We start from the raw sequence: 14,990 nt of genomic DNA, 5'->3' as shown, positions 1-14,990 counted from the left end.
TCATCCCTTCGGATGGGGGAAAGGAATCGGCTCCTTCCCGGACCGCCCCGGAAAACGGAACCTCCGTACGACATGGGGCGGTTGAGAAAGGACCTGTCCATCGGGCTGCACCGCCCCCCGCTCCCGGAGTACCCTTCCTTGATCGTTGAGTAGGGGTGAGCTCGGGGGAGCGGAAGGCGGTGCGTGGGTGGGCTCGGGAGGGCTGGAGTTGCCTCCTGGTGACACGGGCGACACGGGTCACGAGGGGAACTCCACGGATGTCCCGCCCGGCGCGGTGTCCCTGGCACGGCCGACGGAGACGGGCTCCATCGGCCCGGAACTGGACTGGAACGCCGACGCCTGGCTCGAAGTGCGTACGCGCGCCCAGCGGGCCGGCCGCGCCTACATCTGGCTGAACCTCGTCGAACAGCGGCTGCGCGCCGTCGTGGCCGCCGTGCTGCGCCCCATCTACGAACCGGTCCACGGCGACGACTGGGTGGTGGCCGCCGCCGGCCCCGCCGGACAGGAGTGGGTGCAGCGCGCCGTCGCGGTGCGCGAGGTCAGCCGCCGCAAGGGCTATCTCCTCGACCCGGCCGACGACAACGTCCTCAGCTTCCTCACCCTGCCCCAGCTGCGCGAGCTGATGATCCAGCACTGGCCCTGCTTCGAGCCGTACGTCGACGAGCGGCGCGACGTGGAACTGGCCCTCGACGAGCTGGAGGTCACCCGCAACGTCGTCTCCCGCAACCGGGCCCTGTCCGAGGCCGTCCTCGCCCAGGCCGAACGGGCCTCGGCGAAACTGCTGGAGATACTCGGCGCGGGCAGCGACGTCCCCTCGGCGCGCCGGCTGCCCGTCGACGCGGTGGAGGACCTGATCGGCGACCGGTACGCGGACGTCGTCGCCGTCCATCCCGACCGGGTGCGGCTGCTGCGGCAGTTCCCCGCCGAGGACCTCTTCGGAGGCGCCCGCCGCCTCGACGCCATCGGCATAGGGCTCAACCTGCTGGTGCAGAACTTCTCCGGGCGCCGCCTGGTCCGGCTCGCCGAGTCCGGCTGCCGCGTCCGGCTGCTGTTCCTCAACCCGGCGTCCAGCGCGGTCAAGCGCCGGGAGCGTGAACTCGGGATAAAACGGGGCGAACTCAGCCGGGCCGTCGAGATGAACATCCTGCACATGCGCCGGGTCCGCTCACGGCTGCGCGACCCCGGGGCCTTCGAGATCCAGGTCTTCGACGAGACGCCCCGCTTCACCGCCTACCTCGTGGACGGCGACGGCTCGGACGGCGTCGCCGTCGTCCAGACCTATCTGCGCCGCACCCGCGGCATGGAGGCGCCCGTACTGGTGCTCCGCGGCGGCAACCGGGTGCTCAAGGCGGACGAGAACGGCGAAGCCGGGCTTTTCGACACCTATCGCGAGGAGTTCGAAGTGGCCTGGGCCGACTCGCGCCCGGTGTCATGACCCGCGCCGCGTCCCCGAACCGGCCCGCTTGCCGGTGCCCGGACCGGCCTGCCTGCCCGCGCCCGAACCGGCCCGCGGGCTCTCTCGGAGGGGCTGCCGGGCGGGGGTGAGCGGAACGCGGTCCTCTCATTGTCAGTGGCGCATGCGATGGTGGTGACCACTGGGGGAAAGCACCACCAAGAAGGGGGGCCAGCATGGGTTGGCACCGGCAGCTGCTGATCGGCTTCGACCTGGAGACCACCGGGACGGACCCGCGCGAGGCGCGCATCGTCACCGGGGCGGTGATCGAGGTCAAGGACGGGGAGCCGGTCGGCCACCGGGAGTGGCTCGCCGACCCGGGCATGGAGATCCCCGAGGAGGCGGTGGCGGTGCACGGCATCACCAACGCCCGTGCGACGGCCGAGGGCAGACCCGCCGACCAGGTCGCCGACGCCATCGCCGACGTCCTCGTCTCCTATTGGAAGACCGGCGTCCCGGTCGTGGCGTACAACGCGGCCTTCGACCTCACCCTGCTCTCCGCGGAGTTGCGCCGCCACGGCCTGCCGTCCCTGCGGGACCGCCTGGGCGGGCTCGACCCGGCCCCAGTCGTCGACCCGTACACCATCGACCGCTCGGTCGACCGCTACCGCCGGGGCAAACGCAACCTCGAAGCGGTCTGCGCCGAGTACGGCGTCCCTCTCGACGCCGCGCACAACGCCTCCGCGGACGCCCTGGCCGCCGCCCGGCTCGCCCGCGCGATAGCCGTCCGCCACCCCAAGGTGGCCGCCCTCGGACCTGCCGAGCTGCACCGCCGCCAGATCGAGTGGTACGCCGAATGGGCCGCCGACTTCCAGGACTTCCTGCGCCGCAAGGGCGACGCGGACGCGGTGGTGGACGGCATATGGCCGCTGCGTGAGCCGGCGGACGAGACGGTCCGCTAGGCCCCTTCCGGTGGACCGACGCACGGACCGACCACGGACGACGCACGGACCGACCACGGACGACGCACGGACCGACCACGGACGACGCACGGACCGACCACGGACGACGCACGGACCGACCACGGCGACGCACGGACCGACCACGGCGACGCACGGACCGACCCGGAAGGCGAGCAGCCCGATGATTTCTCTGCGCGAGACCCAGGACGGCGACCTGCCCCGCTTCTGGGCCCACCAGTCCGACCCCGACGCGCAGCACGCCGCCGCCTTCACCGGCAAGTACCACTACGACCGGGCGGAGTTCGACGCCCACTGGGCGCGGATCCGCGCCGACGCCGGCATCGTGCAGCGCACGATCCTTGCCGACGGCGAGGTGGCCGGCCACATCGCGGTCTTCGGCCCTCCGGATGAACGCGAGGTCACCTATTGGATCGACCGCGCCCACTGGGGCCGGGGCATCGCCACCGACGCCCTGACCACCCTCCTGGCCCTCGTCCCGGACCGGCCGCTGTACGCCCACGCCGCCGCGGACAACACCGGCTCGCTCCGCGTGCTGGAGAAGTGCGGCTTCGTCGTCACCGGCCAGGACCGGGGCTTCGCCCTGGCCAGGGCCGCCGAGATCGACGAAGTGACCCTCACCCTGACCTGATGAGTCCGGCGGTCAGAAGGGGTACCAGCGCACGGTCTCGTCGCCGTCCCGCAGCGAGGCGACCCGGCGTCGGAACTCCGCCAGCGCCCCGGGGTCGCTCGGCGCGTGCTGCGCCACCCATGCGCAGCTGGCCGTCTCCCGGGCACCGCGCAGCACGGAGCAGCCCTCCCAGGCGCGGACGTCCCAGCCGTAGGCGGCGGTGAAGGCGTCGTACTCCTCGGCCGGCAGCCCGTAGCGGTCGTGCGAGAGCGCCATGACGACGAGGTCGTGCTCGCGCAGATCACCGGAGAAGGTCTCCAGGTCGACCAGGAGCGGGCCGTCGGGCCCGACATGGACGTTGCGGGGCAGGGCGTCGCCGTGGATGGGCCCCGGCGGCAGATGGGGGACGAGGGCGGCCGCGGCAGCCGCGAAGCCGTCGCGGCGCTCGCGCAGATACGCCGCGTCGGCCGGGTCGATCGCGTCGCCCGCCAGCCGCAGCCAGCGTTCGACACCGCCCAGCAGGTCGCGCCGCGGCAGGTCGACCTCGGGGGAGGGCAGCGCGTGGACCAGCCGCAGCAGTTCGGCCACATCGCGGGCGCCCGCGGGCCGTACGGCCTCGGGCAGCCGGTGCCACACCGTCACCGGGTGCCCCTCCACGAGCAGCGCCTCCGCCCCGGCGGCCCGCACCGCCGGTACGCCCGCCTCGGCGAGCCACGCCGCGATCCGCAGCTCACGCCGGGCCCGGTCGAGGAGCTCGGCGTCGCGGCCCACCTTGACCACCAGGTCACCGGCGGCGAACACCGCGTTCTCGCCCAGCGCGAGCAGCCGCGCGTCCCCGGCCGCGCCGGACAGCACACCCGACGCCACCAGTACGTCCCGCGCCCGTGCCTCGTCCATCCGTCGCCTCCGTGTCCGGCCCTGTCCCTGAGGCCCGACGCTCCCTCGCGGGAGGCCGGGTTCACGCCACTTCGCGGCCAGTCTCGCATTCGCACAGGTCGGACCCTGTGCGCGGTACCTTGACGGTCTGTCATGCCCTCAGCACCATGACGGACATGACCGTGGCGACCGCGACGCCGAGGCGTCCGCGACCGGAGAGGCGGCGCACGTCGGCCGCGGACCGGGCGCGGCGCCCCCTGGACCACGGCGCTTGGTTCCTGGTGCTGCCGGCCCTGATCCCCATCCTGGTGCTGAGCGTGGGACCGCTGCTGTACGGGATCGCGCTGGCGTTCACCGACGCCCAGTCGGGCCGCACCGAGCCCACCGAGTGGATCGGCACCCTGAACTTCCGGGACCTGCTGCACGACACCCTGTTCTGGGAGTCGTTCCGGATCGGATTGCTGTGGGCGGTCGGGGTGACCGTGCCGCAGTTCCTGCTCGCGCTGGGCCTCGCCCTGCTGCTCAACGAGCGGTTACGTCTGCGTTGGCTGGCGCGGGCCCTCGCGATCGTGCCGTGGGCGATGCCCGAGGTGGTCGTCGGCGTCATGTGGCGGCTGGTCTACAACCCGGACGCGGGCATCCTCAACGAGACCCTGCGCGACCTCGGGCTCGGTGACGGCCGTGACTGGCTGAGCGGGCTGGCGACCGCCCTGCCCGCCGTCATCGTGGTCGGTGTCTGGGCGGGCATGCCCCAGACCACGGTCGTCCTGCTGGCGGGGCTGCAGAACACGCCCCGGGAACTCCACGAGGCCGCCGCGATGGACGGCGCGGGCGCCTGGCGCCGCTTCCGCGCGGTCACCTGGCCCGCCCTCAGACCGGTCGCCCTGGCGATCACCGCCCTCAACCTCATCTGGAACTTCAACTCCTTCGCCCTGGTGTACGTGCTCACCAGCGGCGGACCGGGCGGCCGCACCCGGCTGCCGATGCTCTTCGCCTACGAGGAGGCGTTCCGCTACGGGCAGTTCGGGTACGCGGCGGCGATGGGCTGTGCGATGGTCGCGCTGATCTCGGTCGTCCTCGCGTTCCATCTGGTGGGCCGGCTGCGGCGGGGCGGTGAGGCATGAGGACCGGCAGGGCGGCCCGCGCGGGTCAGTACACGGCGCTCCTCGCGTATCTCGTCTTCCTCGTGTTCCCCTTCCTCTGGCTGGTCTCCACCGCCTTCAAACCGGCCCGCGAACTGGGCCGCCTCCATCCGACCTGGATCCCCGAGGACCCGACGCTCGCCAACTTCCGGCAGGCCCTCGACGAACAGCCGCTGCTGGAGGCCGCGCTCAACTCGCTGGTCGCGGCGGTCGGCGCGGCCGTCGTCGCCGTCCTGATCGCCACCCCGATGGCGTATGTCATGGCCCGGCACCGCACCACGCTGTCGCGGATGGCGACCGGCTGGGTGGTGGTCAGCCAGGCGTTCCCGTTCGTCCTGGTGATCATCCCGCTGTTCCTGGTGCTGAAGAACCTACGGCTGATCAACACGGTGCCCGGCCTGATCATGGTGTACGTGGTGTGGGCGCTGCCGTTCGCGCTGTGGATGCTCGTCGGCTACGTCAGGGCCGTGCCCGTCGAGCTGGAGGAGGCGGCGGCGGTCGACGGGGCCGGGCGGCTGCGGACGCTGGTGTCGGTGACGGCGCCGCTGCTGGCGCCGGGCATCGTGGCGACGGCACTGTTCGCGTTCATCACCGCGTGGAACGAGTTCTTCTTCGCGCTGGTGCTGCTCAAGACCCCGGAGAAACAGACTCTCCCGGTCGTCCTCACCCATTTCATCGGCGCCGAGGGCGTCGCCGACCTCGGCCCGCTGGCCGCCGCCGCGTTCCTCGCGACGCTGCCCTCGCTGGTCGTCTTCGCGGTCATCCAGAAGCGGATCACGGGCGGCATGCTCGCCGGGGCGGTGAAGAGCTGATGCGCGGTCCCCGATGGCTGACGGCGGTCCTGCTGCTGGGCCTGCTCGCCGCCGGCTGCACCGCGGACGGCGGCGACGGCTCCGACGACGGCCGGATCACCCTCCGCTTCCAGTCGCTGGCCTGGCAGGAGGAGTCCGTCGCCGTCAACAAGGAGCTGGTGGCGGAGTGGAACGCCACGCACCCCGGCGTCCGGGTCGAGTACGCGCAGGGCAGTTGGGACAGCGTCCACGACCAGTTGCTCACCTCCTTCGAGGGCGGTGAGGCCCCGGACATCATCCATGACGCCTCCGACGACCTCGCCGACTTCGCCCACGGCGGCTACCTCGCCGACCTGCGCGGCCTGCTGCCCGAGCGGCTCAGGGCGGACATCCCGTCGCACAGCTGGGAGACCACGACCTTCGGGGACGGGATCTACGGGGTGCCCTTCCTCCAGGAGCCGAGGGTCCTGATCGCCAACGCGACCTGGCTCCGCGCGTCCGGAGTCCGTGTCCCGACGCCCGAGGACCCATGGAGCTGGGAGGAGTTCCGTGCGGTCACCGAGGAGTTGAGCGGGGACGGCACCTACGGGGTGGCCTGGCCGCTGAAGGAGCCGGTGTCGGCCACGCTCAACCTGTCGCTGTCGGCCGGCGGGCAACTGTTCCACCGGGACGGCGACGGGAAGGTGGAGATCCGCTTCGAGGCCGCCGACGCGGTCGTGCCGAGGACCGTGCACGACGGGGTGAACACCGACCGGAGCGCGCCCGGCACCACGCTCGGCATGGGCGGCTCGGACACCCTGCCCGGGTTCTTCGGCGGCAGATACGCGATGGTCCCGCTGGGCTTCTCGTACCGTCAGCAGATCGTCCAGCAGGCGCCCGAGGGGTTCGAGTGGCAGGTGCTGCCGGCCCCGGCCGGTGCCGCGGGCCTCACCCAGGGCGTCAGCCCGCAGACCCTCTCCATCGCCGAGGACAGCCCCCACAAGAAGGAGGCCGCCGCGTTCGTCGACTTCCTGCTGCGGCCCGCGAACATGGTCCGTCTCGCCCTCGGCGACTGGATGCTGCCGACCGGCACCGAGGCGCTGAAGGACCCCGCCCTGCGCACCGAGGAGCACGGCTGGGCCACGGGCACGGCCCTCGCCGCACACCTCCGCTCCGCCCCGGCCCAGTCGGTGCGCGGCTACCCGGAGTGGAAGGACAAGGTGGCCACGCCCGCCTTCCAGGAGTACTACAGCGGCGCCATCGGCCTCGACGAACTGCGCACCCGCCTGGAGGAGGACGGGAACCTGGTCCTGGCCCGCTATCAGCGCTGACTGCCTGAATTGCATTGCACGAGACGTCTCGTCTCGCTTAGGGTCCTCGCATGACCTCCCACATCGCCATGTTCTCCATCGCCGCCCACGGTCACGTGAACCCGAGCCTCGACGTGATCCGGGAGCTGGTCGCGCGTGGCCGCCGCGTCACGTACGCGATCCCGCCGGCCTTCGCCGAGAAGGTGGCCGCGACCGGCGCCGAGCCCCGGCTGTGGCACTCGACGCTGCCCGGCCCCGACGACGACCCCTCGGCCTGGGGGAGCGAACTGCTCGACAACGTGGAGCCCTTCCTCGACGACGCGATCCAGGCCCTGCCGCAGCTCGCCGCGGCGTACGAGGGCGACGAACCCGACCTCGTGCTGTACGACATCACCGCCTACCCGGCACCCGTCCTCGCCCGCCGCTGGGGCGTCGAGGCGATCTCGCTCTCCCCGAACCTGGTCGCCTGGGACGGCTACGAGGAGGAGGTCGCCGAACCGATGTGGGCCGAGCCGAAGAAGACCGGGCGGGGCAAGGCGTACTACGCCCGCTTCCACGCCTGGCTGGAGGAGAACGGGATCACCGAGCACCCGGACTCGTTCGCCGGCCGCCCCGCCCGCTCCCTCGTCCTCATCCCGAAGGCGCTCCAGCCGCACGCCGACCGGGTCGACCCGAGCCGGTACACCTTCGTCGGCGCCTGCCAGGGCGACCGCTCCGCGCAGGGCGACTGGCGGCGGCCCCCCGGTGCCGAGAAGGTGCTCCTCGTGTCGCTCGGGTCGGCCTTCACCAAGCAGCCCGCCTTCTACCGCGAGTGCGTCCGGGCCTTCGGCGGCCTGCCGGGCTGGCACATGGTGCTCCAGGTCGGCCGCCATGTCGACCCGGCCGAACTGGGTGAGATCCCGGCCAACGTCGAGGTCCGGGACTGGGTGCCGCAACTGGCGGTCCTGGAGCAGGCCGACGCCTTCATCACCCACGCGGGCGCGGGCGGCAGCCAGGAAGGGCTCGCCACCGCCACGCCCATGGTGGCCGTACCGCAGGCCGTCGACCAGTTCGGCAACGCCGACATGCTCCAGTCCCTCGGGGTGGCCCGTCACCTCCCCATGGAGGAGGCCACGGCCGAGACCCTGCGCGAGGCCGTGCTCGCCCTCGTGGACGATCCCGACGTCGCGCACCGGCTCAAGGAGATCCGGGAGGAGATGGCACGGGAGGGCGGCACCCGGCGGGCCGCCGACCTCATCGAGGCCGCCCTCAGGGCCCGGCCATAGTGAGGCGATGCAGGAAAAAGCGGGACGGTTGCGTCTCTACCGTGAAGTCTCGGCGCATTTTAGGTAACGGTCCGGTCGCTTCATAACGCTCGGGTAACGCTCGCCTCGCGGGGTGAGCGTACTGATCCTGGTGCCGAGTACGACCGTTACCCCTTCCGAAAGGTTGCACTCGGCACTTCTTGTACCTCGGGTGAACAGCTCCCAAGCTGAGTTTGAATTCACTTCGAACGCCAGGAAGTTGACTCATGCGCCGAGACATACCCGACCTCGCAGAGGTGCGCCGCGTCACGCAGAAGAAGCGTGACGCCTGGTGGACCGTGCTTCTCGTCGACCCGGTCGCCACACCGCTCGTGCGGCTCACGGCGAAGTACACGAGGATCACGCCCAACCAGCTGACATGGGGCGCCTTCCTGCTCGGTCTGGTGTCCGCGGCCTGCTTCGCGCTGGGCGACTGGCGCTGGCTGATCGCCGGCGCCGTCCTCTACCACCTGAGCTTCATCCTCGACTGCATGGACGGCAAGGTCGCCCGGCTGACCGGCCAGGGCTCGGTGTTCGGCGCCTGGCTCGACTTCGTCTTCGACCGCATCAGGGTGGCGGCGTGTGCGGTGGCCCTGATGGCCGGGCAGTACCACCGCACGGGCGACACCCTCTACATCTGGCTCGCCGCCGCCGTCATCGGCTGCGACGCCCTGCGCTACATCAACTCCCTGGAGACCTTCAAGGTCCGCCACACCATGCGCAAGCAGATCAAGGCGCGGCTCCGCGAGGCCCGCCGCGCCGAGAACGAGCGCGAGCTCGCCTTCATGGAGGACCTGCTCCGCGAGAACCCCGAGGCCGACATCGAGCAGGACCTGCGCACGGTGACCGCCGAGGCCGTCCAGACGGCGCCGCAGGCCCAGGTCGTCGACCTCCACCAGGAGTTCCGCCGCCGCTTCCCCGCCTATCTGCGCGTACGGTCCTTCCTGCTGCGCCACCGGGTCCGTCCTCATCTGATCAGCGGTATCGAGTTCCAGATGGGTGTCTTCATGGTCGGCCCGCTGGTCGACTCGGTGCTGCCGGCGACCGTCGTCTCCGGTGTCCTGCTGCTCGTCTTCGAACTGGCCATCATCTACAAACTGCTGCTGTCGACCCGGGACTTCACCCGCACGATCGACTCCTTCGACCGGGAGACGGTCCCCGGGGACGTCACCAAGGCGGCCTGACCGCCCGCACGGCACGACGGAGGGGGCCGGGTCGCTCACGCGGCCCGGCCCCCTCCGTACGGACGGATTCCTCAGACCCGTACCGTCTCGTCCTTCCTGGTCGCCGGGACCGGCTCGGGCGACTCGTCGTGGGTGAGGTCCGGCAGGCGGTGCAGCCACTTCGGCAGGTACCAGTTGCGCTCGCCGAGCAGGGCCATCACCGCCGGGAGGAGCACACCCCGGATGACGGTCGCGTCGATGAGCACGGCGGCCGCGAGGCCCACACCCATCTGCTTCATGGACTGCATGGACAGCGTCCCGAAGATCGCGAAGACGGCGACCATGATGACGGCGGCACTGGTGACGACGCCCGCCGTGGTCACCACACCGTGCTGGATCGCGTCCTTCGTCGTACGGCCCCGCAGCCGGGCCTCACGGATCCGCGAGACCACGAACACGTGATAGTCCATCGACAGGCCGAACAGGATCACGAAGAGGAACAGCGGCAGCCACGTGATGATGGCGCCCACGCCCTCCGCGCCCACCAGCGAGGCGCCCCAGCCGTGCTGGAAGACCGCGACGAGGATGCCGTACGCGGCGCCCACCGACAGCAGGTTCAGCACGATCGACGTGACCGCGACGGTCAGCGAGCGGAACGACAGCAGCATCAGACCGAAGGCGAAGACCACCACGAACGCGAAGACCGGGACGACCGCTCCCCCCAGCTGGTCGTTGAAGTCCTTCGAACCGGCGACCTGCCCGGTGATGGGCGCCTCGACGCCGTCCACCTTGCCGAGCGTCGCCGGGCGCACCTCGTCCCGCAGCGTGTCCAGGCTCTCGCCCGCCCTGTCGAGGTCGGAGCCGCCCACCAGCGGGACGTAGACGAAGGCGAGGTTCTGCGCGTCGTGCACCTTGATCTCGACGGGGCCGCGCGAGGCACCGGAACTGATCGCCCGCTCACGGAAGTCGGCCAGCGCCGCCTTCACCTCGGCGGAGTTGATGTCCTTCGCCTTGACGACCACCTCGGCCGGCTCGGAGCCGCCGGGGAACGCCTCGTTGAGCCGGTTGTACGTCTGCACGATGGGCAGCGAGTCGCCGAACTCCTTGTCCAGGGTGAGCTGCTCGGTCTTCATACCGAGCGCGGGAGCCGCGATGGCGAGCAGCGCGCCGCCCGCGACGGCGACCGAGACGACCGGCCGGGCGAGCACGCCCTTCAGCACGGCCGTCCAGAACCGGCTCTCGCGGTTGACGCCGCCCCGGTTGCGGCGGAACTTGCTCTGCGGGTGCAGGAAGGGGATCTTGCCCTTCTCGACGCGCTCGCCCAGCAGCGACAGCAGCGCGGGCAGGACGGTCACCGACCCGACCATGGCGACCGCCACGACCATCAGCGAGGCCAGGCCCATCGCCTCGAACTCGGCGAGACCGGTGAACAGCATGCCCGCCATCGCCACGCACACCGTGACACCGGAGACGATGATCGCGCGGCCGCTGGTCGCGGCGGCGACCCTGAGGGCGGTCTGCGCGTCCCGGCCGGCCTCGCGCTCCTCGCGCTCACGCCGCAGATAGAACAGGCAGTAGTCGACACCGACGGCCAGACCCACCAGCAGCATCACCGAGTTGGCGGTGTCGCTCATCGGCATCACATGGCTGACGATGGCCATCAGACCCATCGTCGCCATGATCGCGGTGATCGCCAGCGCGACCGGCAGCAGCGCCGCCACGACCGCGCCGAACGCGATCAGCAGAATGCCGAGGGCCACGGGCACGGCGGAGTACTCGGCCTTCTGGAAGTCGTCCCCGAACGCGTCGTCGAACGTCTTCATCATGCTGGCGCCGCCGATCTCCTCGATCCGCACCGACCCATGGGCCTCCCGCACCCCCTCGACGGCCTTCAGCACCGGCTCGATGCGCTCACCGGCGGTCTCCGAGTCGCCCTTCACATCGAACTGCACGAGCGCGCTGCGCCCGTCCTTCGAGATCGTCCGGGCGTCGTACGGCGAGGTGACGCCGCTGGCCTCACCGGTGCCGTCGACGGCCTTGATCACCGCGGCCACGGCGGCCCGGAACTCCGCGTCCGTGGCCTTGAGCCCCTTGTCCTTCGCCTGGATCAGGACCGACTCGCTCGCCGGCTCCTCGATCCCCGCCTCCTCGATGATGTGGGCGGCCGTACTGGTCTCGCCCTTGAGCTGGTCGCTGTCCCGCACGTCGACCCGGCCCGCCGCCGAGCCGATCCCCATCGCCAGGACGACGAACAGCACCCAGATCCCCACGGCCGCCCATCGGTGCCGGGCGCTCCAGCCACCGGCCCGGGCGGCGATTCCCCGCACCCGTACGTCTCCGTTCCCCATGACGGGCAAGCCCCCTCGTGTGCGGTGGCAACCCCCTGCCGCCACCTTCCGTCTCGAAGGTATGGGCCGCGTAAGGCCGTCTCGTCGTGCTGTCCGGTGAACCCGTGACCGGGCGCCTCCACCCCTCGGACCCCGCCGCCTCCCCACCAGGGAGGACAGTGGCCCCTTACACCTATCCCACGCTCTCGGGGCCCCGCCTCAGGGACGCGGCAAGCCCGGGACGGCGTACGACCGGCCTCGGCGTGCCTGTTTCGGCCTCCCTGGACGCTCACGAGTCGTGATCGATCTCAATCCGACGAGTTGGGCCGGCAAGCACCCCAGGGTCTCAACATGACGCCCGGTCTCGGCGGTCCGGCCTGCGGGTGCGGGCATGTCCCGCTCCGGCCTCCCGTGGGCTCTCTGACGCCCTGGAGCCTCCGCCCCGGGGGCGTCCGGCGGTGGCCGCCAGCACGAGGCCCCCGGAGATACCGTCCCGGGCTCCAGGCTTCCGGTCCCGCCAACCCCCGCTGTGTCAGGTAGAGTTGAAGCTTCCCGCCTAAGGAGCCCGTGGTCTGAAGTCCGGCGTCTTCAGAAGGATATGGGGTTGCCCCAGTCCGCCCACGCCTTCCCCGACTGAAGTAGGTGTTGCAGGGTCATCATGAGCGGTCCTGACCCGTCCGCCCGTTGAGTCCTGCACGTCGGCATGGCCTCAGCTTGATCACACGTATACACGTGGTGGTCGGGCTGAGGTCTGCGTGCCACAGCTCCGATCACCGGGAAGGTAATCGGATCGTTGAACCTCTCTTTCGGCTTCAAGGTGCTCGTGGTCATCATCTGCACCTTGGTCTCCGTCATCGTCGGCATCGTGGCCGGGCTGCTCAAGCACACTCCCGTGACCACGAAGGCATCGGCCATTCTCTTCGGCGGGGGCGCATTCGGGGGCTCGCTGACCCTGTGCCTCCTGGTCATGAGTTCGCTCGGCGTGCTATGACCCGGACTCGCCCACAACGTCATCAGCGAGGGTTCAGGGCGCGGCGGGCCGAGTTGACGACGTTGTGGGCGTCGGCCCCGTACACGGCCGACTCCCGCAGGGTGCGCCAGACCTTCGAGTACAAGGCGATGTTGTCGGCGTCGTCCAACCACAGTTCAGCGTGCCAGTCCTCCGCGACCACCAGGCGGTCATCGAGGACCCAGAAGCCGTTGGCGGGCACGATCTTGACGGAGGTCGTGAACGGGATGACACCCAGCTCCACCGTGTCCATGCCGAGCATCCCGGTAAGGCGGTCGAGCTGGGCGGCCAGCACGGAGGGCGGGCAGATCAGCGACCGCAAGGCGGCTTCCCACATCAGGACGTGCAGTTTGCGGCCGGGTCGGTACAGCCACTCTTGCCGCTGCACCCGAGAGCGCACGGCGGCCTCGACGTCGCTGGCTCCGCCCAGCAGCTCGGCGTATCGCTGGATCACGTGGCGGGCGTACTCGGGCGTCTGCAACAGACCCGGGATGACGGACTCTTCCCAGATCCACATCTCCGAGGTGCGGTCGATCTCCGCGCTCAGCCCTTCGTGCAGCGGCTTGTAGCCGTTCGCCAGGGCGCGACGCCATGACCTGATGTGGGACTCGAACCCCGCCAGCCGGGCGGCAAGCGCGGCGTACGCGCCCGGCTGCTCGGTCGCGTCGGCCCACGCCCTCAGGTCCTCGGGGGTGGCCGTCTGCTTGCCGTTCTCCAGCTTGCTGACTTTGGAGCCGGGCCAGCCGAGCCGCTGGGCGAGCTGCTGACCGGTGAGCCGACCGCCAGGGCAGGTGAACCGGAGTTCGCGCAGCCGCGCACCCAGGGCCACCCTGGCTTGCTGATAGTCAGTGCTCACCGGTCACGCGTCATTCGGTCGCGGCGAACTGGTCGAACGGCACCGCGTGGTGCATCGCCGCGTCACGCACGATGGCGTACCGCACGACCTCGGCCGGCTCGGTGATCAGCTCAATGCCCGTGATGTTGTCGGCGTCATCGAAGTGCAGCACCGCGACCAAGCGCGAGTCGAAGATCCAGAAGTCTTCGGCGGGCAGGTCGGCCGCGTCCTCGCGCCACAGGTACCGGATTTCCTCACCGACCGCCGCGTTGTGCCGGGCGTAGTCGAGCAAGAACCGCTGCTCCGTGGTCATCGGCTTGTCCGCGACGCGCACCCTGCCAACCTTCTTGCCTGCCTCGGTCTGCGCCTTGATGTTGACGAACCAGGGCTCATTGGGGTCACAGGGCGCCGACCCCGTCGCCAAGAACGCCTGAAAGTCGGGGTCCTCACGGTCCGACGCGTAACCGCGTCGGGTCTCCAGCCGCCAGGCGGTGTGCTGGAAGGTCTCGAACAGACGGCGGAAGGTGGCCCGGTCGACAAGCTCCGGCACCCGATCCATCTCCTTCGGTCCCCAGTTCACGAGCAGTTCGCGCGGCACGGCCACCGCTGCCTCGTCCGCCCCGAAGTGCTTGAGCTGTGCGAGGTCTTGCGGGTCGGTAACGGGCGTGCCTTGCACGATGATCTCGCCTGTGCCCTCATCCGTGTGCAGGGCGGGGCAGCCGTCGACCTTGCTGTCTGTGCCGGTGAAGCGAAGCTGACGAGCCATGGACGCTCTCCCTTCCAGGGTCTTGATCCATCAGCATGGCCGTGGGCCCATTCCGGTTCTACAGAGTCAGGCAGGCCCTACGAGAAAACACCGGCAATCTCAACGAGGCGTCGAGCAAATTCGAGAAAACAGCGTACCGCCAGCCAACTGTCCACTTCTAGCGTCCGATTTATGACAACCAAGCAACAGCAGAACATCGACCCCTTCACGGCGATGGAATCTCTGAGAGCGGCCCTGGCCAATGCCGGGATCGTCCTTCCCTCGCTGAGTGTCGACGCTGCCTCCCCGCAACTGCGGCTGGTGGAGCTGGGGCGGGTACGCGCCGACGTGGCCGCCCGGATGGCCGAAGCCCTCCAGCGACGGAGCCGGCAGTGACGGAGCCTCAGGGAACTCTGGTTTTCGATCCCGAGGGCGACAAGCTCGGCTACGTCACGGGCCACATCGGTACGGCTGTGCGGCTTCGCCCGGTGACGGGCGGACGCGAGTGGGACGCCGACCCTGCTCGCGTCCGCCGTGCAACGGACGA

At 70.5% G+C, this 14,990-nt stretch carries 14 protein-coding genes; 10 read left to right on the top strand and 4 right to left on the bottom strand.

What is annotated here, in order from left to right; genetic code table 11:
• The first annotated feature begins 187 nt into the window (after positions 1-187).
• The 3 genes from ACZ4Z2_RS30025 (at position 188) to ACZ4Z2_RS30015 (ending at position 3,004) form a co-directional block, all read left to right on the top strand.
• Entirely contained in the window at positions 188-1,435 is a 1,248-nt protein-coding gene (locus tag ACZ4Z2_RS30025; RefSeq protein ID WP_468080237.1) for an SAV2148 family HEPN domain-containing protein, read from the top strand.
• Between the two features lie 194 nt (positions 1,436-1,629).
• A complete protein-coding gene (locus ACZ4Z2_RS30020) occupies positions 1,630-2,355 on the top strand; it encodes an exonuclease domain-containing protein (protein ID WP_468080235.1) in 726 nt (241 codons plus the stop codon).
• Positions 2,356-2,536: 181 nt separating this feature from the next.
• Positions 2,537-3,004, top strand: a complete 468-nt coding sequence (locus ACZ4Z2_RS30015) for a GNAT family N-acetyltransferase (RefSeq protein ID WP_468080233.1) — start codon at positions 2,537-2,539, stop codon at positions 3,002-3,004.
• Positions 3,005-3,016: 12 nt separating this feature from the next.
• Here the strand turns inward: ACZ4Z2_RS30015 and ACZ4Z2_RS30010 are convergent, their stop codons facing one another.
• Positions 3,017-3,880, bottom strand: a complete 864-nt coding sequence (locus ACZ4Z2_RS30010; RefSeq protein ID WP_468080231.1) for a phosphotransferase enzyme family protein — start codon at positions 3,878-3,880, stop codon at positions 3,017-3,019.
• A 155-nt stretch (positions 3,881-4,035) separates the two neighbouring features.
• On the opposite strand from ACZ4Z2_RS30010, the gene ACZ4Z2_RS30005 reads away from it, so the two are divergent.
• The 5 genes from ACZ4Z2_RS30005 to ACZ4Z2_RS29985 all read left to right on the top strand — a co-directional run bounded on the left by ACZ4Z2_RS30005 (position 4,036) and on the right by ACZ4Z2_RS29985 (position 9,548).
• Positions 4,036-4,983: a carbohydrate ABC transporter permease gene (locus ACZ4Z2_RS30005; RefSeq protein ID WP_468080261.1), complete on the top strand. Its 948-nt coding sequence runs from the start codon at positions 4,036-4,038 to the stop codon at positions 4,981-4,983.
• A complete protein-coding gene (locus tag ACZ4Z2_RS30000) occupies positions 4,980-5,813 on the top strand; it encodes a carbohydrate ABC transporter permease (RefSeq protein ID WP_468080229.1) in 834 nt (277 codons plus the stop codon). The genes ACZ4Z2_RS30005 and ACZ4Z2_RS30000 overlap by 4 nt, the downstream gene beginning before the upstream one ends.
• Positions 5,813-7,102 carry an ABC transporter substrate-binding protein gene (locus ACZ4Z2_RS29995; RefSeq protein ID WP_468080227.1) on the top strand — a complete coding sequence of 430 codons (1,290 nt, stop codon included), beginning with the start codon at positions 5,813-5,815 and terminating at the stop codon, positions 7,100-7,102. Before ACZ4Z2_RS30000 ends, ACZ4Z2_RS29995 begins: the two co-directional genes overlap by 1 nt.
• Before the next feature lie 50 nt (positions 7,103-7,152).
• Positions 7,153-8,346, top strand: coding sequence for a macrolide-inactivating glycosyltransferase (mgt, locus tag ACZ4Z2_RS29990; RefSeq protein WP_468080226.1), 1,194 nt, complete (start codon positions 7,153-7,155; stop codon positions 8,344-8,346).
• 245 nt (positions 8,347-8,591) lie between these two features.
• Positions 8,592-9,548, top strand: a complete 957-nt coding sequence (locus ACZ4Z2_RS29985) for a CDP-alcohol phosphatidyltransferase family protein (RefSeq protein ID WP_468080225.1) — start codon at positions 8,592-8,594, stop codon at positions 9,546-9,548.
• 71 nt (positions 9,549-9,619) lie between these two features.
• On the opposite strand, the gene ACZ4Z2_RS29980 is transcribed toward ACZ4Z2_RS29985, so the two are convergent.
• Positions 9,620-11,875, bottom strand: a complete 2,256-nt coding sequence (locus ACZ4Z2_RS29980; RefSeq protein WP_468080223.1) for an MMPL family transporter — start codon at positions 11,873-11,875, stop codon at positions 9,620-9,622.
• A gap of 772 nt (positions 11,876-12,647) precedes the next feature.
• On the opposite strand from ACZ4Z2_RS29980, the gene ACZ4Z2_RS29975 reads away from it, so the two are divergent.
• Positions 12,648-12,845: a hypothetical protein gene (locus ACZ4Z2_RS29975; RefSeq protein WP_468080221.1), complete on the top strand. Its 198-nt coding sequence runs from the start codon at positions 12,648-12,650 to the stop codon at positions 12,843-12,845.
• A gap of 22 nt (positions 12,846-12,867) precedes the next feature.
• Here the strand turns inward: ACZ4Z2_RS29975 and ACZ4Z2_RS29970 are convergent, their stop codons facing one another.
• Together ACZ4Z2_RS29970 and ACZ4Z2_RS29965 are read right to left on the bottom strand one after the other, a co-directional pair.
• A complete protein-coding gene (locus ACZ4Z2_RS29970) occupies positions 12,868-13,719 on the bottom strand; it encodes a helix-turn-helix domain-containing protein (RefSeq protein ID WP_468080219.1) in 852 nt (283 codons plus the stop codon).
• Positions 13,720-13,729: 10 nt separating this feature from the next.
• Entirely contained in the window at positions 13,730-14,464 is a 735-nt protein-coding gene (locus ACZ4Z2_RS29965; RefSeq protein WP_468080218.1) for a DUF6879 family protein, read from the bottom strand.
• 171 nt (positions 14,465-14,635) lie between these two features.
• Here ACZ4Z2_RS29965 and ACZ4Z2_RS29960 point away from each other — a divergent pair, with 171 nt between their 5' ends.
• Positions 14,636-14,839, top strand: a complete 204-nt coding sequence (locus ACZ4Z2_RS29960) for a hypothetical protein (RefSeq protein ID WP_468080216.1) — start codon at positions 14,636-14,638, stop codon at positions 14,837-14,839.
• The last annotated feature ends 151 nt before the right edge of the window (positions 14,840-14,990 follow it).

This window comes from Streptomyces sp. NPDC030183 (genome assembly GCF_055573455.1).
Note: the sequence above shows the minus strand (reverse complement) of the source record. Positions and strands in the feature narration are given on the sequence as shown.

Excerpts from the sequence above, each read along its gene's own strand:
- ACZ4Z2_RS30015 (WP_468080233.1), top strand. The coding sequence starts at position 2,537 with ATGATTTCTCTGCGCGAGACCCAGGACGGCGACCTGCCCCGCTTCTGG.
- ACZ4Z2_RS29960 (WP_468080216.1), top strand. The coding sequence starts at position 14,636 with ATGACAACCAAGCAACAGCAGAACATCGACCCCTTCACGGCGATGGAA.
- ACZ4Z2_RS30010 (WP_468080231.1), bottom strand. The coding sequence starts at position 3,880 with ATGGACGAGGCACGGGCGCGGGACGTACTGGTGGCGTCGGGTGTGCTG.
- ACZ4Z2_RS29980 (WP_468080223.1), bottom strand. The coding sequence starts at position 11,875 with ATGGGGAACGGAGACGTACGGGTGCGGGGAATCGCCGCCCGGGCCGGT.
- ACZ4Z2_RS29965 (WP_468080218.1), bottom strand. The coding sequence starts at position 14,464 with ATGGCTCGTCAGCTTCGCTTCACCGGCACAGACAGCAAGGTCGACGGC.
- ACZ4Z2_RS30020 (WP_468080235.1), top strand. The coding sequence starts at position 1,630 with ATGGGTTGGCACCGGCAGCTGCTGATCGGCTTCGACCTGGAGACCACC.
- mgt (WP_468080226.1), top strand. The coding sequence starts at position 7,153 with ATGACCTCCCACATCGCCATGTTCTCCATCGCCGCCCACGGTCACGTG.
- ACZ4Z2_RS29995 (WP_468080227.1), top strand. The coding sequence starts at position 5,813 with ATGCGCGGTCCCCGATGGCTGACGGCGGTCCTGCTGCTGGGCCTGCTC.
- ACZ4Z2_RS29985 (WP_468080225.1), top strand. The coding sequence starts at position 8,592 with ATGCGCCGAGACATACCCGACCTCGCAGAGGTGCGCCGCGTCACGCAG.
- ACZ4Z2_RS30005 (WP_468080261.1), top strand. The coding sequence starts at position 4,036 with ATGACCGTGGCGACCGCGACGCCGAGGCGTCCGCGACCGGAGAGGCGG.
- ACZ4Z2_RS30000 (WP_468080229.1), top strand. The coding sequence starts at position 4,980 with ATGAGGACCGGCAGGGCGGCCCGCGCGGGTCAGTACACGGCGCTCCTC.